Below are 22,778 nucleotides of genomic sequence, written 5' to 3' on the forward strand. Positions count from 1 at the left end.
TCCTGAAGGAAGCTCAAAGAAAGTGGTTGCCTGCTGCAGCATCCATGCTCACGCATGATTCGCAGTGACAGGCAGGTTTGGCGATCGAGTACTGATGCCCATAAAGCGCCGCACTCTCTCTCCTTCGGCATCGCAGCGTATGGTTTCAGGTGTAGCGTCGAGTTGGATATTACCGTTCTCCATGAACACGACCCGGTCGGATATCGACATGGCAAAGTCCATTTCGTGGGTGACGATAATCATGGTCATGCCTTCACTGGCAAGGTCGCGTATGACGTTCAGCACATCGCCCACCAGCTCCGGATCGAGCGCTGACGTAGGCTCGTCGAACAGCATGATGTCCGGTTCCATGGCCAAAGCACGCGCAATCGCCACGCGCTGTTGCTGTCCGCCGGAGAGTTGGTGCGGGTACTTGTGGGCGTGGGCGAGCAGGCCGACTTTGTCCAGCAGCGCATATGCACGGTGCTCGCTCAGCTCACCCGGGATGCCGTGATAACGCGGCGCCAGCGTGACGTTGTCGAGAATAGTGCGGTGCGGGAACAGATTGAAGTTCTGGAACACCATGCCAATGTGCCGCACGCCTTTGCGCAGACGGGCGCTGTTGGGTTTGTCCGACGCTTCGATGAATTTTTCACCGAACAACAGAATGTCGCCGGTATCGATGGTTTCCAGGCCGTTGACCGTGCGGATCAGCGAAGTTTTGCCGGAACCGGATGGGCCAATGATCGAGATCACCTGGCCGTATTCGACATTCAGGTCGATGCCCATCAGCACTTGGTGCGTGCCATAGCTCTTCTGGATGTTCTTCAGTTGCAGGATTGGCGTCGTGTTGTTGCCCGCGGCTTTACGCGCAATGTCGGGCAAGGCTTCGGCGCAGGCCTTGAGCTTGACCACGGCGGCGGCATCGAGTGTATGCGGCTTGCGGAAGTTCAGGTCCAGGTAGCGCTCCAGGCGCTGCAGGAAAAAGCCGAACACAGTGACGATCAGCACGTAGTACACGCCCACCGCCGCCAGGGTTTCCATGACCAAGAAGTTGGTGGCATAGAGGCGTTGGCCGACCGTGAGGATTTCGGTCAGGGAGATGACCGAGACCAGCGACGTCAGCTTGACCACCGTGATGTATTCATTGATCAACGTCGGCAGCGAGATACGGAAAGCCTGTGGGATCACAATCAAGCGCTGCATGCCGAACAGGCCGACACCCAGCGCGCGGCCTGCTTCCTTTTGGCCCTTGGCCACGGAGATCAGGCCACCACGGTGGATCTCTGCCATGTAAGCCGCTTCCGTGACCACCAAGGCAAGCAAGCCGGAGTAGAAGGGGTTCGACAGAATCGGTCCGCTACCGGGAAACAATTGGGGCAAGTTGTAGACGAAGACCACCAGCACCAGCAGCGGGATGCTGCGGAAGAACCAGATGTAGACCGCCGCGGGAATGCGCAATAGGGGCGACTGGGACAACTTGGCCGTGGCCAGGCCAAAGCCCAGCAGCATGCCGAGGAACCAGGCCAGGGCACTGAGCTGGACCACCGTGACGCAGGCTTTCCAGAAGTCCGGCAGGGAGAACAGGGAGAAGAAATACGACCAATCGAATTGCATAGGGCACCTCGATCTGCCACCCCGGTGCAGGGGCGGCAGATGACCAGACTACAAGGACACGTTCTTAGTGGGCAGTCGGTTCTTCCAAGCCATATTTCTTAAGAATAGCGGCGTATTCACCGCTCTTTTTCGTCTCTTCGAAGGCTTTTTGCACGGCCTGGAATGTTTCGTCGTTACCTTTCTTGACGAAGATACCGAGGGTTTGTTGATAGATCGGGTGTTCGGTGGTGATCACTACCCGGCCATTGGTTTTTTCCGCGATCATTTTGGCAGCGCCAGCGATTTCAACCTGGGCCTGAATGTTTTTGGACAACAGGGCCTGGGTCACTTCGGGCGCCGAGGGGTACTCACTGACGGTGATCGCGCCTTTGTTATTCGGCACGCAGTACTCATCGGAGAGCTTCTTGAATTCCTTGACCCAGGTGGTGCCCTGTTCCAGGCCCAGTTTCAAGCCGCACAGGTCTTCGGGTTTTTTCGCATTGATCTCGCTGCCCTTGGGCACCATGACCGCGGCACCGGTGTTGGCATAGGCGATGGTCTGGGTCTGAGTCTGGCGCTCTGGTGTGATGTACATGCCGGAAATGACCGCGTCGTACTTGGCGGAGTTCAGGCCCAGGATCAGGCTCGGGAATTTGGTGTCGATGAACTCCACCTTGGCGTTCATGTGCTTGGCCAGGGCGGCTGCCAGTTCCGGGTCCGAGCCCACCACGTTTTTGTCTTTGTCATAGGACTCGAAAGGAGGGTAGGTGATTTCCATGCCGACCTTGAACGTGTCTGATGCGGCCATGCTCAACGAGGCACCGAGCATACCGGCTGCCAATACAGCCAAGCTCAACAGGTTTTTATTATTGTTTTTCATCTTTACTGACTCCGGCGTAGGTAAGGGGTAACTGAAAACTTCAATCAGGACGGTTGCGCCTGATTTTTCAAATGTCCGAAACTGGCGGGCTTGCGTGCCTTGCCTGGCAGTTGAACGTCCCCATTGGCCACCCTCTGGCGCAGATACTGATAGGTCTGCAGTGCCTGGCCGTACATGTGTTCGCCGATCGTGATTTCTTCGTAGTCGTTGCCTCCCTGGGTGAACCCGGGCAGCGGTTTGATCTGGGTGTGATAGTCGCAGGCATAAAACAGAGGAAAGGAATAACGCTCCTCCTTCACGCTCCGCACCCGGTGCGCAGTGGCAACGAAAGCGCCTGCTGTCATCACTTCCAGCATGTCGCCGATGTTGACCACAAAGGCATCGGCCATTGGTGGTGCATCGATCCATTGTCCAAGGTTGTTCATCACCTCAAGGCCTGGTTTGTCGGCCAGGAGGATGGTGAAACACTCATAGTCAGTATGGGCGCCAAGACCCGGTGCGTCATGGGCGGCACCGTCGAAGGGGTAGTGGATCAGGCGCAGCTTGGACGGCGGGCGGGTGACCAGGCTGTCGAAGTAATTTTCTTCCAGGCCCAGGGTCAGGGCAAAGCCGCCGAACAGGCGCCGGCCCAAGGCGAAGATCGCTTCATAGTAGGCCTGCACCGACGCCTTGAAACCCGGCAGTTGTGGCCAGTCGTTGGGCCCCAGCAACGGGGTGTTGGCCAGCACCAGCGGATCATCGGCCGGGACTTCGAAGCCGACGTCGAAGGCTTCCTTGTGGTCCGGCTTGCCTTTGGAATAGACCTCTTCGCCTTCGGGCACAAAGCCCTTGTGGGTTTGCGAGGTGCCGATGTAGTGCCGCATCTTGGTGTCGAAGGGCTGATCAAAAAAGTCCTTGGCCGCCTTGCGCAGGTTGGCGATCAGCTGCGGGTCGATACCGTGATTGGTGATATAGAGGAACCCGACTTCGCTGGCGGCGCGCCCCAAATGTTCGGCCACGGCCAGGCGGTGCTCCAGTTCGACGCTGAACAGACCGGCGATGTTGACCACCGGGATGCTATTGAAGTTGGCTTTGTGCGTGTCAGTGCTGGCGCTGTTGTTTTTATTGTCAGGCATGACGCATCGGCTCCCTAAGGATGGCTTGAGTGGTGGAAACGCTCGAAGTGTTCGCGCTCGGTCTGGCCCATCCACACGTTCAATGACCACAGGTCGGCGACCGGAACATTGGTGAAGGGCAAATGATGCAGGTAGCCGTCGGCGCCGAATTCCGGGGTCAGGGTGCTGACCTGGTAACCGCGGGCTTGCTGCGAGCGCCAGATGCTTTCCCAGTGCTGCTGATGGAAAGCCAGTTCTTTTGCATATTCGGGAGCCGCCGGGTGTGGAACCTGCGGGCCCTGGTCGTAACCGACCCGTGCCTGGATATGGTGAACCCGCTCGATGAAAGCGCTCAGATCATCGGCCGGGTCATTCAACAGACGCTCGCAGGTTACGACCCAATGGCTGATGTCACTGGTGAACAACAGATCGGGCAATTGCCGGATCAACTCCAGGGTCACCCAAGGGTTGAACAGCGAACGCGAACGGTGAGTTTCGAAACTGCAGACCTGGCCGTGCTTGCGCGCCAGTTCCAGCGCCAGGCCAAAAAACTCCACTTGTTGTGGCAAGGACCAGCGGTCGTTGCCCGCCAACACGTTGACGAAACGTGGGCCGAGCTCGGCAGCCCAGGCGAGTTTCTGATCGAGGTCATTGAGGTGGATGGCAGGGGGCGCCGACTGGTCCGGCAGCACATCGTACGCCGTGAAAACCGTGCTGATATAACCCAGGCGATTGGCCTGGAGAAAGGCGGCGAACTCAGCCCGTTCACGGGCGTCCAGTGGCAGACGTGCTTCCATTCCATCAAAGCCCGCCTGCAGAAGCTCTTCAAGCGCCTGGGCCTTGCTGGCGGTGTAACCCCACAGCGTGCGGAAAATTTCCAGCTTCATCGGTGATCCTCAAAAATCCTCAGGCTTACTGCAAAAGCACTTCGACAAAGCCAGCCGGCGCTGCCGTGGCTGGTTCGCTGTGGAGCCGATGTTAGGCATAGGCGGCGGGGTGGAAGAATCCGAAAATTCAAATGAATACTTCAGACTTTCGTCAACAAATAGCTAGCTATTTATTGCGTTTTTCAAGGAGGATTTTATGAGCGAGTAGTTGTCTACGCTGGCTATTAGCGAGGGGTGCCACTGTTGCGGCATCATTTTGAAGAGTCCCAAGCGAGACTGGGGCGTTAATGGTCCGCTTCTGGGGTGATAGCCGTTTGTGGCGAAGGGCAGCAGTCGACCCATTATAGCTGCCGGTCAGCAATGGCTAAAATTGGCCATTTTCTGCATGTTGCGACTGAGCGGAACCCACAACCCAAAGCGGAAAGTCCGGGCACCAGAATCAGGTTTCGGATTGATGAGTCACCCAGTGTTTCATCTCTTCAGCAATGAAGTGGTTTACCAGGTCGCTGTACATCTTCTCGATTGCATCCGGGCTCAGGCCCTCGACCTCGGCCCACTCGCGACGTGTCGCCAGCATGGCCTTGAAACGCTCCGGAGCACGCACCGAAGTCGCCGAGGTCTTGAACTTCGAGGCAGCCAGCACGTAGTGAAAACGCTTGCCCAACAGCTTGATAACGACCTGATCAAGGGCATCGATTTCGCGTCGGATGTCCTCCATGCCCGCACACTCTGCGGGTTGCAACTGATTGATGACTTCCATGTAGGTGACTCCGCTTGTTAAAAAAAATGGTTAACCTTCGGAAGAGATATCGCCGCGGCATCTTCCGTGCGTGATACAGCCCGAATACCAGAATATCCGTTGTCCGCAGCACCAGGAGCAGTCTTTGACTAAGGCAGATCGGCGAACTAATTAAGCCACGTTACTCGATAAGATCGTAGGTAACTGTGTCAGCCCGTTGGGTGACTGCTTCTGGCCCGATTGCGGCCTGTGACGTTGAGTAGCCCCGAACCATGGTTGATGCATAGGAATGTGCTTTTACCGGAGAAAGTACGGAGTTTCAGGCTACGGATTATCGTGACGTATGGGCATAAGAACGATCACCTCATCCGCCACTTCCATTCGCAGCGTCTTGGCATTTCGCAAACCAGCGTCCGTCATTGCTCATACCTGTACGCCGAACAGATGGGATCAGGCGGTCACTGACCATGCGGTATGCGGTTGTACGGCTGACACCGAGCATGCCCGCGCAAGGCTCATGGCAATAGCTCGCGGCCCCGGGCATTGCCGGCGGTGCGTGCATGAATTGCCTCGTCGGCGCTGAGGAGAAGGCGACGATCATGGTGATCTTTTGCATGATAAGGCACATCTTGCGCCCTTCCTGAATACCGGCTGCACCTCGCTTCATCTCTGCGTTGCGTTCCGCTGCGTTCACAACTGATTCGCAGCGCGATAGGGCGATTTTGCGCGGTGTTGCAGGTTCGTTGGGACATCAGACGAAAGGCTTACTGAGTCATTCAAATGAATGATGGCTGGGTATTTGCCGCGAACTACACTCACACCGTCAAAATGCCATTAACTCTAGAGGAGTGTGCTCATGGCCACTGTAAATGGCAATGAATATGCCAATATTCTGACGGGTAGCGCCAGCAATGACACCCTCAATGGCCTGGGCGGTAACGACACACTCTACGGCAACGGTAGTGACGATACGCTGGACGGCGGCACCGGCAATGACCTACTTGTGGGGGGACGCGGCAGCGATACCTATCGGTTCGGCCAGGGCTATGGCTTCGATGTGATCGACAATTCCGGTGGCGCCAACAACGACGTCGACACCCTCCTGTTGACCAACCTCAACGCCAATCAGATTCGCCTGACCCGTATCGGCAACGACCTGGTGCTCAGCGTTCTGGCCAGTGGCGAGACCCTCACCGTGAGCCAGAACTTTCTCGATGCGGATCACGCGATCGACCGTATCCAGTTCGCTGACGGCAGCCGTTGGAGTGCCAGCGTGATGCTGGCCAATCTCTATTACCCGCCCGTCGTGCCGACCGATGGCGCCGACGTGATCAACGGTAATCCCGACGATGACAGTCTCCTCGGCCTGGGTGGCGACGATACGCTGTATGGCAACGGCGGTAATGACACGCTCGACGGCGGCAGCGGCAACGACCGCATGGAAGGCGGCGTGGGCAATGACACTTATGTGGTTGATGCCGCCAGTGATGTGGTGGTGGAGGCAAACAACGCCGGCGATGATCTGGTCCAGGCCAGTATCAACTACACCTTGGGCAACAACGTCGAGCGCCTGACCCTGACCGGCACTGCCAACATCAATGGCACCGGCAACACGCTGGCCAACACCCTGATCGGCAATGCCGGAAACAACCTGCTTGACGGCGGTGGCGGTAACGACCTGATCCAGGGCGGCGATGGCAATGACACGCTGCAAGGCGGTGCTGGCAATGACAGCCTGAACGGTGACGCTGGCAACGACCTGCTTGACGGTGGTGCTGGCAACGACAGCATGGTGGGCGGCAGCGGCGACGATATCTACATCGTCGATCAGAGTGGCGACAGCCTGTCCGAACTGGCAGGTGGCGGCAACGATACCGTCCGCGCCTCATTGAACTACAGTCTGGTCGCCAACCTGGAAAACCTCGAACTCACCGGCACCAGTAATCTCAATGGCACCGGCAATGCCTTGGCCAACAGCCTGATCGGCAACACTGGCAATAACCTCCTCGATGGTGGTGCCGGTGATGACTTTCTGGCCGGTCGTCGCGGCAGCGACACCTACCGCTATGGCACCAGCTATGGCAACGACGTGATCGATAACAGCGGCGGTGCCAGCGCCGACGTCGATACCGTGCAACTGGTCGGACTCAACAGTAACAACGTGCGCTTCGTGCACACCGGCAACGACCTGCAGATGGTGGTGCTGGCGACCTCCCAGACCCTGACCCTGAAAAACTTTTATCTGGGCGCCGATTACGAGATCGATCAGGTTCGTTTCGGCAACAACGTGGTCTGGAACACCGCCGCCCTCAAGGCCGCGGCTACCAGCCCGGTCAACGTCGCGCCGACTTCCACCAACGACAGTCAGAGCACCCTGGAGGACACGCCGGTCATCTTGGGCAGCGCTGACTTCGGCACCTACAGCGACCCGGAAAACACCCCGCTGGCCGCGGTGAAAATTACCAGTCTGCCGTTGCTCGGCAGCCTCCAGTACAACAACGGCAGTGCCTGGGGCGCGGTGGTTCAGGATCAGGTCATCAGCAAGGCCGACCTCGACGCCGGCAAACTGCAATTCGTCCCGGCCCTCAATGGCAATGGCAGCGGCTACGCCAGCATCGGCTTCAAGGTCAGCGATGGCACGGCCTTCGCGGTCAATGCCAATTCCCTGAGTGTCAATGTGACGCCGGTCAATGATGCGCCGACCGTCAGCAGCCCGGTCAGCCTGGCCAATGGTGTCGAAGACACGCCCTATACCTTTACCACTGCACAGCTGTTGGCCAATGCCAGCGACGTGGACGCGGGCACTACGCTGAGTGTGCAGAGCGTCAGCGTCGACTCAGGCCTCGGAGCCTTGACCAATAATGGCAACGGCACTTGGACCTTCACCCCGGCGAGCAACCTCAATGGTCCGGTGAATTTCGCCGTGGTCGTGAGTGACGGCAGTCTTCAGGTCACCACCTCGGCGCAGCTGAATCTGGCAGCGGTCAATGATGCGCCAGTGGTGAACGGGGTGCCGTGGACCGAGGGCAGCGAGAACGGGTTCATCTCGGCGAATGTGAGTACGAGCGTACAGGACCCGGACGGTGATTCGCTGACCTACACTTTTGCTCCTCAAAGCAGCCTGGGCGGTAGCGTTGCAGGATTTGCCGAGTCCCCCGGGGCCTTCTTCTACAGTGCCAACTCGCCGGCCATCGACAGCCTCGGTGCGGGAGCGCAGGCAGTCGATGTGATTTCCTATATCGTGCAGGACGGGCACGGCGGTTCCGCCGCCGGCACCTTCGAGATCCACTTGAGCGGGGTCAACGATGCGCCGATCGTGTCCGGGCCGGTCAGTTTACCGGACGGCGTGGAAGACAGCGCCTACACCTTGACTGCTGCCCAGTTGCTGGCCAACGCCAGCGACGTGGATATCGGCGACAGCCTGAGCGTGCAAAGTGTCAGCGTCGACCCGGCTGACGGCTTGATCACGGCCAACCCCGACGACAGCTGGACCTTCACCCCGACGCTGGATCGCAACGGCCTGGTAAATTTTGCGTTAGTGATTGCCGACAGTGCTGGTGCGACGGTCGCAACTTCGGCCAACCTCAGTCTCGCGTCGGTTGACGATGCTCCCGCCGCAGTGGCCACGGTGACTGCGCTGAGCGATGACAGTGGTACCGCCGGCGACTTCCTCACCAACGTCGCCAGCCAGACCGTGAGTGGCACTTACACCGACAACCTGAACTCTGGCGAGATCATCCAGGTTTCCGCCGATGGTGGTACCACCTGGGTCAATGCGGCGGCCGATAACGCCACCCATAGCTGGAGCGCCAGCGGCGTCACCTTGATCAGCAGCGGCACCGGCTTGCTGGTCCAGACCATCAATGCCACCGGCAACAGCCGCGCCGGCACCGGCCACAGCTACACCCTCGATAACAGCGCTGATGTCGGTAACGACCTGAGGGTCATACTCGCCGACAGCCTGATCAACAACGCCGAGAAGACCGCGATCGCCTACAGCGTGACTGGCCTCGACGCGGACGCCAGCGCCGCCATCACCTTCAGCGACGCGAGCAATCACCACGTGGTCGGCGTCAACGGCAGCGCCGACCTGTCCAGCCTGAGCGATGGCCCGATCAAGGTGTCGATCGTCGCCACCGATGTTGCCGGCAACAGCGCCATCCACGGCAGCGGGACTAGAACACTGATGTTCGATGACCTTGCACCTGGTAGTGCGTTGAACAATCAGTACATGTATCTCGGCGTCACCGTGTCTGAGGCCATGATTGTTAGTTCTTCGCCTTTACTTCCTTCTCACTCAGGAACGAGCCTCGCCTATTCTGAATTGGGCTTGATGACCTTCACCTTCAATTCGGCCATTGGCAATATCCAATCGGTGTCGGCCTATGTTTCGGGTGGCGCGGGTACCGGCCTCTTTGCTTACAACGCCTCGGGCGTGTTGGTAGGGCAAGCGCTGTTGGCGGGGGATGGAGTTAATACCCTGCTGAGCGTGACCTCCTCGGGAGGCCCGATCGTGGGGCTGCAGATCAGCGGCGACGGGTGGTTCCTCGGGGTGGATGACCTTACCTTCTCAGGCGGCGTCGGGCTCATACTGGACACCAGCGCCGACACGGGCGGCGACCTGACGGTGTCGCTGGCCGATGCCCTGATCAATAACGCCGAGAAAACGGCGGTCGCCTACACGGTTTCCGGCCTCGATGCGGACGCCAGCGCCACGGTCAGTTTCAGCGATGGCAGCCACAGCGTCGTCGGAGTCAACGGCAGCGCCGACCTGTCCAGCCTGAGCGATGGCCCGATCAGTGTGTCGGTAACGGCCAGCGACACGGCCGGCAACACCGCCAGCGGCACCGGCAGCACATTCACCCTCGATACCACCGCGCCGCTGGTAAGCGGCCCGGTGACCCTGGCCGATGGCAGTGAAGACTCCACCTATACCTTCAGCGCCGCGCAACTGTTGGCCAATACCAGCGACACCGGCAATACGCCGAGCGTGAAGAGCGTCAACGTCAGTCCGAACGATGGCACACTCACCGACCATGGCAACGGCAGCTGGACCTTTACCCCGGCAGCCAACCGCAATGGTGCAGTGACGTTCAATGTGGTGGTCACCGACGGAGGCAACGACGTGGCGACCTCTGCCAACCTCAACCTTGCACCGGTCAACGACCCGCCGACCCTGGCCAACCCGCTCACCGATCAGAATGCCAGCCAGGATAACTCCATTAACTTCAGCGTCCCGGCCGATACCTTCGTCGATGTCGATGGCGACACACTCAGCTACAGCGCCAGCCAGGCCAACGGTGACTCCTTGCCTGCGTGGCTGAGCTTCGACCCGGTCAACCGCAGCTTCAGCGGTACACCGGGGAATGGCGATGTGGGCAGTCTGAGTGTGCGGGTGACGGCTACCGATGGCAGCAATGCCACGGCGAGCAGCAGTTTCGTCCTGAGCATCGGCAACACCAATGATGCGCCGGTTGTCAGCGCTCCGAGCGCGTTGCCTTCTGGCACGGAAGACACGGCCTATGGCATTACCGCCGCGCAGTTGCTGGCCAACGCCAGCGACCCGGACGGCGATGCCTTGTCCGTCGCCAACCTTAGCGCCAACCACGGTACGCTGGTCGATAACGGCGATGACAGTTGGACCTTCACGCCGGATGCCAACTACAACGGCGCGGTCACGCTCAACTACCAGGTCATCGATGGTAACGGCGGTTCGGTCGCCACCAACCAGGGCTTCAGCCTGGCGGCGATTAATGACGCACCGACAGGCGCGGTTGCAATCAGCGGCAACGCTACCGCAGGGCAGACACTGAGCGCGAGTAATTCGCTGGCCGATATCGATGGGCTGGGAATCATCGGCTATCAGTGGCAACGCTCGAGTGACGGCAACAGCTGGAGCGCCATTGCCAGTGCCACTGGCAATACCTACACGCTGAGCGCTGCTGATGTCGGCCAGCATGTGCGTGTCGAGGCGCGCTACATTGATGACGGTGGTACGGCTGAGGTGGTGGCGAGCGCTGCCACCACGCCGGTGGCAGCGCAGTTGAACCTAATCGAAGGCGGTCCCGGCAACGATCCGCTGACCGGTACAGCGGCGGCTGATTCCCTGCTCGGCCACGGAGGTAACGACACGCTGCTCGGCCTCGCAGGCGACGACGAACTCGAAGGTGGTGCCGGAAACGATCGGCTCGACGGTGGAGCGGGCAACGACAGCGCGGTCTACAGTGCCGGCATGAACCAGTACACCTTCACTTTCGACCCGCATGGCTATCTGGCGGTCGAGGCTGGTGTAGGGAGCGGCGAGGCCGGGCGAGACCAGATCAGCGCTGTCGAGCAACTGCACTTTGCCATTGGCACGGTCACGGTCAACGGCGCCCCGGGAGGGGAGGTGCTGGTCAACACAACCACGGCCAACAATCAGATAAACCCGAGCGTAGTGGCGCTGGCTGGTGGCGGTTATGTGGTGATCTGGCAAGCGCTCAACTTGATTGGCAATGGCTACGACATCTATGCGCAGCGCTATGACGCCAACGGCAACAAGTTTGGCGAGGAAGCACTGGTCAACCCTTTTCTTGCGAATGATCAGACTAACCCCAGTGTCGCGGGCCTGGCCGGAGGCGGCTACATAGTGACTTGGGAGTCCTATGGTCAGGACAGCAGCGGCTACGGCGTGTACGCGCAACGCTATGATGCCAGTGGCGCAGCTGCGGGGGGCGAGGTGCGGGTCAACACCGTCACCGTGAATGAACAGCTTAACCCTCGCGTGGCGGCACTGGCGAACGGCGGCTATGTGGTGAGCTGGATGTCCTGGGACCAGGACGGCAGCGCCTACGGCGTGTACGCGCAGCGCTATGATGCCAGTGGTGCCGCTATGGGGGGCGAGGTGCGGGTCAATAGCACCACTTTTAGCAGTCAGCAACAATCGACGATCGGTGCGCTCAGTGACGGCGGCTATGTGGTGAGCTGGATGTCTTTGGGCCAGGACGGCAGCGACTTCGGCGTGTACACACAGCGTTACACCACCAGTGGTGCCGCTGTGGGGGGCGAGGTGCGGGTCAATACCGTCACCGTGAATGATCAGACTAACCCCAGTATCGCGGGCCTGGCTGGAGGCGGCTACGTGGTGACTTGGGAGTCCTACGGTCAGGACGGTAGCGGCTATGGGGTGTATGCGCAGCGCTACGCTGCCAGCGGCGCAACTGTGGGGGGCGAGGTGCGGGTTAACAGCACCACGGCCAGCGATCAGTATCAACCGACGATCAGCGGGCTCAGCGACGGCGGCTATATGATTATCTGGGTTTCCAGCAACCAGGACGGCAGCGGCTTGGGCATCTACGCGCAGCGCTACGCTGCCAACGGTGCAGCGGTGGGTGACGAGGTACGGGTAAACGGCACCACGGCCAGCGATCAGTACCAACCGACGATCAGCGGGCTCAGCGACGGCGGCTACGTGGTGAGTTGGATGTCCTACGGTCAGGACGGCAGCGGTGGGGGCATCTACGCGCAGCGTTACGATGCCAGCGGCCAGGCGGTCGTCAACACGCTGACGCTTGCGGGCGATGCTGGCGACAATCTAGTCCAGCTCGGCAGCGGCGACGAGCGCATTGCCGGAGGCGGGGGCAACGACACCTTGTTTGGTGGAGAAGGCCACGACACTGCGCTGTATCAGGGCAATCAGCACGACTTTGCGTTTAACGCACAGGCGGTTGACCTGATCAGCGTCAACGATATGAATTCTGCAAACGGCAACGAAGGTCTCGATACCTTGCACGGCTTCGAAACGCTGCAGTTTGGCGATGGCGTGCGGCTGCAGGCGTTGCGCGGCGAGGTGCGGGTTAACAGTACCACTTTAGATACTCAGCAAGACCCGATGATTGCCGCGCTCAGCGACGGCGGTTATGTCGTGAGTTGGACGTCCTTCGGCCAGGACGGCAGCAACACGGGCGTCTACGCGCAGCGCTACGATGCCAGAGGTGCAGCTATGGGTGGCGAGGTGCGGGTCAACAGCACCACGCTCAGTAGTCAGGAGCAACCGGCGATCAGCGCGCTCAGTGACGGCAGTTATGTGGTGAGTTGGGCGTCCTTCGGACAGGACGGCAGTAACTGGGGGGTTTACATGCGGCATTACGACGCCAATGGCGCAGCCGTGAGTGGCGAGGTGCGGGTCAACAGCACCACGGTCGACAGCCAGGAGCACCCGGCGATCAGTACGCTCAGTGACGGTGGTTATGTGGTCAGTTGGAGTTCCTACGGCCAGGACGGCAGCAACACGGGCGTCTACGCGCAGCGCTACAATGCCAGCGGCGCAGCGGTGGGCGGCGAGGTGAAAGTCAACAGCACCACGCCCGACAATCAGGATCAACAGGTGATAGCTGCGCTTAGCGATGGTGGTTTTGTGGTGAGTTGGACGTCCAGGGATCAGGACGGCAGCAACACAGGCATCTACGCGCAGCGCTACGATGCCAGCGGCGCGGCCTTGGGTGCCGAGGTGCGGGTCAATAGCACCACGCTCGGCAGTCAGGAGCTACCGGCGATTAGCGCGCTCAGTGAGGGTGGTTATGTGGTTAGTTGGACGTCCTATGGCCAGGATGGCAGCGACTGGGGCGTCTACGCGCAGCGCTACGATGTCAACAATGCAACCGTGGGTGGCGAGGTGCGGGTTAACAGCACCACGCTCGATAGTCAGGAACAATCAGTGATAGCTGCGCTCAGCGACGGCGGTTATGTGGTGAGCTGGATGGCCAATTTCCAGGATGGCAGCAGCTGGGGTATCTACACGCAACGTTACGACGCCAGTGGCGCGGTTGTGGGTGGTGAGGTGAGGGTCAACAGCACTACCTTCGACAGTCAGATGCTACCGACAATTGGCACTCTCAGTGATGGTGGTTATGTGGTGAGTTGGACGTCCAGCGACCAGGATGGTAGTGGTTACAATATCTACAGCCAACGCTACGACGCCAACGGCAACCCTGTCCTCGACCACCTCGAATGGACCGGCGACGCTTCGGCCAACCTGATCCGCAGTACCCTCGAAACCGACTGGTTCAGCGGCGGTACCGGTGCCGATACCTTCCAGTTCGCACAGTTGCCGGGCGATCGTGCCGATCTGATCACCGATTTCACCCAGGGCAGCGACGTGCTGGCGCTCAACAGTGGGCTATTCAACCTGCAGGGTACGACCGTCGCTGACACACTGGCCAACGTCAGCGGCGCGCAGAACGAGGTGGCGGGCGCGCATCTGGTGTTCAATCAGAATGACCACACGCTCTATTACGATGCCGACGGCGCAGCCAACGGCAACGCGGTCGCGGTGGTAACCCTGACCGGTGTGACGACTCTGACGGCGAGCGATGTGCAGCTGTACGTTTAAGGTGCCGGGGGTTGCAGGACAAACCCGTCCTCAACCCCCGATCAACCGGGTAAAGAGGTTGATCAGTTGCGCCTGGCGGGTGGTGCCGGTTTTGCAAAACAGTGCACGCAACTGGGTCTTCACGGTGTTGATAGAGACGTTCAGGCGTGCGGCGCAGCCTTCCAGGGTCAGCCCCTGAGCCAGCAGTTCGGCCAGTCGGTGTTCGGCTGGGCTGAGCTGGAAAAGTTCGGCCAGCAGGCTCATCTGAGGCTGGTTCTCCAGAGCGCCAGCAGCACCAGCGGCTTCTGGAGGTGTTGGCTGAAAGCGGATTTCGCCGGCAGCGGGGGTAACTAGCAGTTCCTGCTACTGGGAGGGCGTTAAAGTGCAGCCAGCTGGTGTGTCGCTTGCCATCTTTGCCGCTGGCGCTGCCGCTGCTGCGGCGGATCAGCGCCTGCAGGCTGGTGTCCCTGGTTCGTGATGTGCAGGCGGGCGAAGTTCTCATAGCGGGAAGCCACTCTGGCTCAGCAGGTCGCGTATACCTTCCCTCGGGTATGCGAGTCATCTTGGGGTGATGGCAGGTTGGTGAGCCGGTTTAACGCTGCTGCAGACGAGCGAAGAGGCTGACCAGCTCGGCCTGCCGCTCCGTGTCGGTCTTGCGAAACAGAGCGCGCAATTGCGTGCGCACGGTGTTAATGGACACGCTCAAACGAGCCGCACAGTTTTCCGGGGTGAGTCCCTGAGCCAGGAGTTCGGCCAGGCGCTGCTCGGCCGGGGTGAGCCGGAAGAGCTCAGCCAGCAGCTGGGATTGTGGCTGGTTTTCCAGCAGTGCCAATAGTACCAATGGTTTTTGGAAGAGGCGGTTGAAGGCCACTTCGGCTGGGACCGGCGTGACCAGCAACTCCTGCTGCTGAGTGGGATTGAGGCGCAGCCAGCTGGCGTGTCGCTTGCCGTCCTTGCCGGCGGCGCGGCGGATCAGCGCCTGTAGGCTGGTGTCCTGGTTCGTGCTGTGCAGGCGTGCGAAGTTCTCATAGAGCGGGAAAGCGCTCTGGCTCATGTGTCGTGCCGCCGCCTGGTTGCAATAGAGTACATGACCGTCGCCGTCTAGCAGCCAGAGCGGGGTGGGGTGGTGGTCCAGCAGCAGGTCGCGTGTGGTCAGTTCTAATTCCAGGTGGTTGACCTTGCTGGACAGTTTAGCGGCCTTAAGCAAGTGCGGGCTAACCCGCTGCAGCAGTGCATGTTGTTGGGCGGTTGGCAAGGGGGCGCCGACCTCGTTGAGCACGGTCAGGTAGATACCTGAATCGGCCTGTTCCTCTAGCTTGACGCAGGAGAGGTTATGCAGCCCGAAGGGAATGTAAAACTCCTGATAATAAGGGTCGCGCCGGATGCGTTCAGGGCCGAAATCTATGAGGTCGTTGTACCAGTGACCCACACCGCGGGAGCGGACGAAGTCAAGGCCCGGATCCAGATTGCAGTAGTGGCGGTTGTAGACGTCGATCCCGGCGGGGTCGCACAGGTTGAGGGTGGTGGAGGCGTGAGTGCCGTTCTTGCGGTAATCCGCGAACAGTAACAAGCCCTGCTGTCGCCCGCTGGCCGCGACCAGTAGTTTGAGCAGTGGCCGCCAGGCGGAGTCGTCCAGCACGCACTCATAACAGAGGCCGACCAATTCGTCGTAGACCTTCTGTTCATCCAGACGTGGCATGGCAAGCCTCTCTGCTAGCGGTTGGCGTCGCGCCGTCGAACTTGCGGGCGCTACGCTTTCATATGGCTCATGGCCGACCTTTCTGCAATGCCGGTGGTCGGTGAAAGGGCTGTAAGGGGGGTGAAAAAACCTCCTGCGCCCAAGCCTGGCGTGACACGTTGGCAGCAACACTTACCCGGCAGCCCTGGCTGCAAGCCGGCTTTTCCGATGGATGGCCATTGGTGGATGCTGCTGAAATTTTCCTACTCGGCTGGCGCCGTCTGCTGCAGTCACTCGGTGAAGTACATGCACACGAGCTTGCCGGTATCGGTTTAGCAGCCTGCGACTTCTTTGCCTCCTGTCTTTTGTCGCGGACTCACCTTGCCTCCTGACTGCTTCTGGCCGACCGCTGTGTGTTCCGAAAGGCTGCAACCCTGAGCGGAACACTCGTCAATGTCTGTCAGGGTCGAAAGCTGATTGCTCCGCTATTGCAGCGGAACATACACATCAGTTTGCCATTGATCCTGCGGCGTCTCAGGCCGGTTGCTGCTTGTTGCGAAGGGCTGCAATCGGCCGATTCTGTTGAAAAAGTCGGCCATGGTTCCCACGGCAGAAAAGTAGGCGCTTGAGATTGAAATCTTTACTTTTTGAGCAGAGGATTTCGGGCTCAGATTTCGCTTAGCGGCGCGCAAAAGAGGCGTTTTCAGCGGTCAGTATGCGGGTCGTCTGGAAGGACCGACTTTTTCAACAGTATCGGCCAAAAGCGGGCGTTGGCTACCAACACTAGCAATGACCCAGAAGCGTTTCGATGGCTCACTCAGCGCAGAGGGGATCTGCTTAAAGTTTTCCGCAGGTAGCTTGCTGATGAAGGGTACAAATGCTTGAGCTGAGCTGTCTGGGTAATTGCGACAGGCGCTTTACCCCTATCAAGCAGTTCGTACCCGTTGGCCGTGAAAAAATTAACAGCGCTTTGGGTCAACAAATGCAGTCGGGCTGCGCCTCGGGAGACCGCGTATTGTTCCAGTTCCGACAATACCGCTGCACCCAGTCCCGCTCCACGATGCTCCTCGCAAACGACCATAGAGCGCAGCAGGAGATCAGGGCCACTACCCATAAGCAACCAATTTCCCATCCACGTCGAATCGGTAGAACTGCCACCCGGGATCGCTCACATCATCGTAGGGCAATCCAGCTTGACTCAAAGACGCACGGAGCTGATTAAAACCGCTCGCTCCTACTTTAATCATCTGAATCATCAGTGCTCTTATAGGCTCTCTGACACTCAATGCTAGCAGGCTCAATCCTTATCACCGATCAATCGACAACGGCACTTTAATTCGTCCGCATGGGGTCGTTTTCGGCCAGTCGTGACAGGCAGAAAACGACCGAGGGTGTGTAAAAACGTTTTTGAGCGAGCCAGCTACTCAAAAACCGGACTGAAAATCGCGCTTCTACGCGAAATTCACATCTGCTGACGTGCCGATAAATTTCAGATTTAACATAGGCGCGCACACTTTGATTTTGGCGAAGCGTTTTTACACACTCTGGACCCATTGATACCGGTGGCGACAGGCAGAAATCGGTTGAAAAGTAGACATTCATTCGTGTCGGCCAAAGACGAAATGAAGCAAGTCAGCATGTCTTGTGGTGACAACTATCTATTCCCAATACGAAATGAACCTACGATTGAATAGATAACGATGCAGTCATTTGCGCGTGACACACCGCCAGAATCTCATCGGCCAGCGCCGAGTCGTCAGGACAGGCGCGCGATAACATGATCGCACCGACCGCGCGCGCCAACAGGTCGATCACTTTCTCCCTAGCCTCACCCGCTGGCGCATCCGGCCCGGTCGGGTATTTTTCGCCGAGAATTTGCAGCGTGCGCTCAATGCCCTCAGCGAATGCTGACTTCACATCGCCGGACTGACGCGCAGCGTCGCCGCACAACGCTGCCATGGTGCAACCCGTGGCGCGCCCGTCGCGATGATCCCTGGACACATACACATCGATGAAATCCTTGATGCTCAGTGCTTCAGCGCTGATCAGCGATTGCGCAAGGCTGTTGGCCGAGGCCTCAGCCATCAAGTCGGCCTTCGAACCGAAATGTTTGTAGAAACCGCCATGGGTGAAACCGGCAGCGGCCATCAAGTCGGCTACGCCGACACCGTCAAAACCGCGTTCGCGAAACATGGCCGAGGCCGTTTCGACGATGTGCTCCCGATTTGCCTGGGCCTGGGCCTTGCTCACTCGCATGTTCGATACCTCGTTACCGCTGGAAATTCGTGGGTTGATGATACATGGATGTTGATCATAATCAAAATTGTTGACAGTTTAGATTTCGATCATCATCCTAAATGCCGGCGATATGAAATTCACCAACGGGCACGGAACAAACACCCATGAGCGACCAGAATCTGTTTACCCCTTACACGCTTGGCACGCTGAAACTGTCAAACCGCGTGGTTCTCGCCCCGCTGACGCGCAATCGCGCCGGAAAAGGCTTTGTACCGAGTGAATTTGCTGCTGCCTATTACAGCCAGCGAGCCAGCGCGGGCTTGCTGATTTCCGAAGCCTCGCAGATATCCCAGCAGGGACAGGGCTATCAGGACACGCCAGGCATTTACACACCGGCTCAGATAGAGGGATGGCGCAAGGTGACCGATGCCGTGCACGCCAAGGGCGGGAGAATTTTCCTGCAACTGTGGCATGTGGGCCGTGTTTCCCACGTCGATCTGCAACAGCACGGCGCGGCGCCGGTAGCCCCTTCCGCGCTTCGTCCCGCGACCAAGGTGTTCGTCAACAACCGCTTCGAGGACGTTTCCGAGCCACGAGCATTGGAAGCTGACGAATTGCCGGGCATCGTCAACGATTTCCGCCAAGCGGCGGCAAACGCCATTGCGGCAGGCTTCGATGGCGTGGAAATCCACGGTGCAAACGGCTATTTGCTGGATCAGTTCATCAAGGACGGCTCCAACCTGCGTACTGATGCGTACGGCGGCTCAATCGCAAACCGTGCGCGTCTGCTGCTGGAAGTGACGGCTGCCGTGGCCGCCGAGATTGGTGCTGATCGCACGGGCATTCGCCTTTCGCCTGTCTCGCCGGCCAATGGTGTATCGAGCCGTGATCCGCAGGCCCAGTTCAATTACATCGTCGATCAACTCAATGCTCTGGACATCGTTTATCTGCACGTCGTCGAAGGCGCGACCGGTGGACCTCGCGACGTGGCGCCCTTTGATTTCGGCGCCTTGCGTCTGCGCTTCAAGAACACCTACATCGCCAACAATGGCTATGACCTGGGCCTGGCCACGGAAAGCCTTGCGCATGACAAGGCCGACCTGATCGCCTTTGGCCGTCCTTTTATCGGCAACCCTGATCTGGTGGAGCGGCTCAAAACCGGTGCGCCACTGTCCGCCTTTGACCCTTCCACGCTCTACGGCGGCGGAGCGGCGGGATACATCGACTACCCGACGCTTGACGAATCCAGCGCTGTCGCGAACCAGGCACAGGCTGATCGGGCCTGATTTTGATCGTGCATCCAACCCATTCATGTTCCCGAAAAAAGAGCTGACATCATGACTACTCGTCCTACCGTTCTCATCACTGGCGCTTCCACCGGCATCGGCGCGGTTTATGCCCAACGTTTCGCCCAACGCGGGCATGATCTGGTGTTGGTCGCCCGCGACCAATCGCGCCTGGAAACGCTCGCCGCAAGGTTGCGTGACGAACACAGCGTCGCCATTGAGGTGGTTCCGGCCGACCTGACTCAACTCAGCGACCTGCACACTGTCGAAGCGCGCCTGCGGAATGACGAGCGCATCGGCATCCTCGTCAACAATGCCGGTGCCGCGCAGTCCGGCACCTTCATCGAGCAAAGCACCGACAGCGTTGCGCAGCTGGTGGCCCTCAACACCACTGCACTGGTGCGACTCGCCAGCGCCATCGCGCCACGCCTGGCCAAAGCAGGTGAAGGCGCGATCATCAACATTGGTTCGGTGGTGGGCCTGGCGCCTGAATTTGGCATGTCGGTCTATGGGGCGACCAAGGCGTTTGTGCTGTTCCTTTCCCAAGGCCTGAGCCTGGAACTTTCGCCTCTGGGTGTTTATGTGCAAGCCGTATTGCCCGCCGCCACCCGCACGGAGATTTGGGACCGCGCCGGTATCGACATCAACACCTTGAGCGAAATCATGGAAGTGGATGACCTGGTCGATGCCGCACTGGTCGGCTTCGACCGCCGCGAACCGGTGACCATTCCTCCGTTGCAAGAAGGCGAGCGCTGGGATGCCCTGCAAACCGCACGTCAGGGTCTTTTGTCGCAGATCAGACAGTCCGCCGTGGCACCACGCTATTTGACTCAAGTCTGAACCCTGTCGAGCAGGTCGGCCTCGCCCCGCAATCGGACGGAATAAACATGACTCTTTTGGCTAGAAGCAATCATCCAGGTTCGCAGTCGTCATTTATCAACGCGGCGAACCAGTCGGTCCTGGTTGGCGGGATACCTTTCGCCTATCGTGATCAGGGACCCAGAACGCAGGTCCCGCTGGTCATGTTCAATCATTGGGGGGCGGTGCTGGATAACTTTGACCCCAGGATCATTGACGGTCTGGCAAAAAACCGGCGTGTCATCACCACCGATTACCGCGGTATCGGTGGCTCGGGTGGCGCCGCGCCATTGACCGTCGGTGAGATGGCTGACGATGGCATCGGCTTTATTCGTGCGTTGGGTTTGGACAAGGTTGACCTGCTCGGCTTTTCACTCGGAGGCTTCGTCGCTCAAGACATCGCCCTGAAAGCTCCCGAACGCGTGCGCAGGCTGATCCTCACCGGAACCGGCCCGGCCGGCGGCACAGGCATCGACAACGTCGGCTCGGTGACCTGGCCGTTAATGATCAAGGGTCTGCTGACGCTACGAGATCCCAAGTTCTACCTGTTCTTTACCACCACGGCCAACGGACAACGTGCTGCGTCCGAGTATTTGCAACGATTGAAAGAGCGCCGGCAAGACCGGGACAAAGGCCCGACACCCCGCGCGTTTTTACGGCAATTGAAAGCCATTACTGCGTGGGGCAAGCAAGCGCCGCAAGAACTCGGTCGCCTGCGGATGCCGACGCTGATAGCCAACGGGGACAACGACATCATGGTGCCCACTGTCAACTCGCTTGAGCTGGCAAAGCGAATCCCCAACGCGCAACTGATCATTTACCAGGACGCCGGGCACGGCAGCATTTTCCAGCACCATACCGATTTCGTGGCCAAGGCTTTGGCGTTCCTCGACGGCTGACAACCTGAACGTCGCATCGCATCAACGTTGCCGGGGCCGTGCCCCATTCTCATTCCACCGACAAGAGCAGCTGCAACATGAAGGCATTTTTTATCGACCGCTACGGCAAGCAGAACGGAATGATTGGCGAAGTGCCCGATCCTGCGGTCGGTGCGCATGACGTGCTGATCCAGGTGCATGCAACGAGCGTGAACCCGTTGGACTCGAAGATCAGAACCGGGGAATTCAAACTGATCCTGCCCTATACATTTCCATTGGTATTGGGCAATGACCTGGCGGGTGTGGTCGTTCGCACGGGCTCGGCGGTGAAGCGATTCAATCCAGGAGACGAAGTCTATGCACGCCCTCCCGAGGATCGGATCGGGACGTTTGCCGAACTGATCGCCGTGAACGAAAACGCGCTCGCGATGAAACCCTCGAACCTTGACATGGCCGAAGCGGCGTCCGTCCCCTTGGCCGCCTTGACGGCCTGGCAGGCGCTGGTTGAGACCGCCCAGGTGAAAAAAGGCCAGAAGGTATTGATTCATGCCGGATCCGGCGGTGTTGGCACGTTTGCCATCCAGCTCGCCAAACACCTCGGCGCCTTCGTTGCGACGACCACCAGCACGGCGAATGTCGAATGGGTGGCGGCGCTCGGGGCGGATGTGGTCATCGACTACAAGCAGCAAAATTTTGCAACCGAATTGCACGATTTCGACGTGGTATTGAACAGCCTGGGCAACGATGTACTGATTAAATCAGTCGAAGTTCTCAAGCCCGGTGGGCAGCTCATTTCCCTCTCCGGACCACCGACAGCAGAATTTGCCCAAGAGCAAGGCTTGTCCTGGATGCTGCGGCAAGTCATGCGCCTGCTGAGCAGCGGTATTCGTAGAAAAGCCCGCAAGCATGGGGTGAGCTATGCATTTTTGTTTATGCGTGCCGACGGGGTGCAACTGCAAAAAATCACCTCGCTTATCGAAGCGGGCGTCATCAAACCGGTCATCGATCGTTCCTTCCCTTTTGAATCGACAGCAGAGGCGTTGCGGTACGTCGAGCAGGGCAGATCAAAAGGCAAAGTCACCATAACAATCAAATAAGCGCACTACACAAAATGTCCGTAGATAACGTGCATGCCGCCAAGTATCAGACTCCAGCGCCTGAACCAGAGGAGCAGCCACCGCACAACAGGCACACACAGGAGCAGTTGCAACCGGAAGTCGCACCTCTAGAAAAGCCGGTGATTATTTGGCGTAGCTTGATGCTTGAGCAGTGACGAGAAATGATTGAAGCCGCTCCTCAATCGAAACAATGCTTAC

14 protein-coding genes are annotated in these 22,778 nt (G+C 59.1%); 5 read left to right on the plus strand and 9 right to left on the minus strand.

Features of this window, described 5'->3' with window-relative positions:
• Positions 1-48: 48 nt before the first annotated feature.
• From IB252_RS08870 to IB252_RS08890, 5 genes are all read right to left on the minus strand, one after another.
• The gene (locus IB252_RS08870; RefSeq protein WP_192408236.1) at positions 49-1,596 is read right to left on the minus strand and encodes an amino acid ABC transporter permease/ATP-binding protein; all 1,548 of its coding nucleotides are present in this window, start codon (positions 1,594-1,596) and stop codon (positions 49-51) included.
• 64 nt (positions 1,597-1,660) lie between these two features.
• On the minus strand, positions 1,661-2,455 hold the full coding sequence (locus IB252_RS08875) for an ABC transporter substrate-binding protein (RefSeq protein ID WP_192408237.1): 795 nt from the start codon (positions 2,453-2,455) through the stop codon (positions 1,661-1,663).
• Positions 2,456-2,499: 44 nt separating this feature from the next.
• Complete coding sequence (locus tag IB252_RS08880) at positions 2,500-3,570, minus strand: isopenicillin N synthase family dioxygenase (protein ID WP_192408238.1); 1,071 nt, start codon at positions 3,568-3,570, stop codon at positions 2,500-2,502.
• 14 nt (positions 3,571-3,584) lie between these two features.
• The gene (locus IB252_RS08885) at positions 3,585-4,436 is read right to left on the minus strand and encodes a sugar phosphate isomerase/epimerase family protein (RefSeq protein WP_192408239.1); all 852 of its coding nucleotides are present in this window, start codon (positions 4,434-4,436) and stop codon (positions 3,585-3,587) included.
• Positions 4,437-4,875: 439 nt separating this feature from the next.
• Positions 4,876-5,196 carry an isochorismate lyase gene (locus IB252_RS08890; protein WP_008154661.1) on the minus strand — a complete coding sequence of 107 codons (321 nt, stop codon included), beginning with the start codon at positions 5,194-5,196 and terminating at the stop codon, positions 4,876-4,878.
• A gap of 835 nt (positions 5,197-6,031) precedes the next feature.
• On the opposite strand from IB252_RS08890, the gene IB252_RS30125 reads away from it, so the two are divergent.
• A complete protein-coding gene (locus IB252_RS30125) occupies positions 6,032-14,545 on the plus strand; it encodes a beta strand repeat-containing protein (protein ID WP_225607351.1) in 8,514 nt (2,837 codons plus the stop codon).
• A gap of 30 nt (positions 14,546-14,575) precedes the next feature.
• Here the strand turns inward: IB252_RS30125 and IB252_RS30130 are convergent, their stop codons facing one another.
• The 4 genes from IB252_RS30130 to IB252_RS08950 all read right to left on the minus strand — a co-directional run bounded on the left by IB252_RS30130 (position 14,576) and on the right by IB252_RS08950 (position 18,458).
• Entirely contained in the window at positions 14,576-14,788 is a 213-nt protein-coding gene (locus IB252_RS30130) for a helix-turn-helix transcriptional regulator (RefSeq protein WP_225607352.1), read from the minus strand.
• A gap of 328 nt (positions 14,789-15,116) precedes the next feature.
• Positions 15,117-16,223 carry a helix-turn-helix transcriptional regulator gene (locus IB252_RS08940; RefSeq protein WP_192408240.1) on the minus strand — a complete coding sequence of 369 codons (1,107 nt, stop codon included), beginning with the start codon at positions 16,221-16,223 and terminating at the stop codon, positions 15,117-15,119.
• A 796-nt stretch (positions 16,224-17,019) separates the two neighbouring features.
• The gene (locus IB252_RS08945; RefSeq protein WP_318652716.1) at positions 17,020-17,334 is read right to left on the minus strand and encodes a GNAT family N-acetyltransferase; all 315 of its coding nucleotides are present in this window, start codon (positions 17,332-17,334) and stop codon (positions 17,020-17,022) included.
• A gap of 548 nt (positions 17,335-17,882) precedes the next feature.
• Positions 17,883-18,458: a TetR/AcrR family transcriptional regulator gene (locus tag IB252_RS08950; RefSeq protein ID WP_192408241.1), complete on the minus strand. Its 576-nt coding sequence runs from the start codon at positions 18,456-18,458 to the stop codon at positions 17,883-17,885.
• A 146-nt stretch (positions 18,459-18,604) separates the two neighbouring features.
• On the opposite strand from IB252_RS08950, the gene IB252_RS08955 reads away from it, so the two are divergent.
• From IB252_RS08955 to IB252_RS08970, 4 genes are all read left to right on the plus strand, one after another.
• Positions 18,605-19,726, plus strand: a complete 1,122-nt coding sequence (locus IB252_RS08955; protein WP_192408242.1) for an alkene reductase — start codon at positions 18,605-18,607, stop codon at positions 19,724-19,726.
• Between the two features lie 51 nt (positions 19,727-19,777).
• On the plus strand, positions 19,778-20,566 hold the full coding sequence (locus tag IB252_RS08960; RefSeq protein WP_192408243.1) for an SDR family NAD(P)-dependent oxidoreductase: 789 nt from the start codon (positions 19,778-19,780) through the stop codon (positions 20,564-20,566).
• Between the two features lie 47 nt (positions 20,567-20,613).
• The gene (locus tag IB252_RS08965; protein ID WP_192408244.1) at positions 20,614-21,483 is read left to right on the plus strand and encodes an alpha/beta fold hydrolase; all 870 of its coding nucleotides are present in this window, start codon (positions 20,614-20,616) and stop codon (positions 21,481-21,483) included.
• Positions 21,484-21,560: 77 nt separating this feature from the next.
• Positions 21,561-22,559: an NADP-dependent oxidoreductase gene (locus tag IB252_RS08970; protein ID WP_192408245.1), complete on the plus strand. Its 999-nt coding sequence runs from the start codon at positions 21,561-21,563 to the stop codon at positions 22,557-22,559.
• Positions 22,560-22,778 lie beyond the last annotated feature (219 nt).

It is taken from the genome of Pseudomonas sp. PDM10 (assembly GCF_014852295.1).
Taxonomy (GTDB): domain Bacteria; phylum Pseudomonadota; class Gammaproteobacteria; order Pseudomonadales; family Pseudomonadaceae; genus Aquipseudomonas.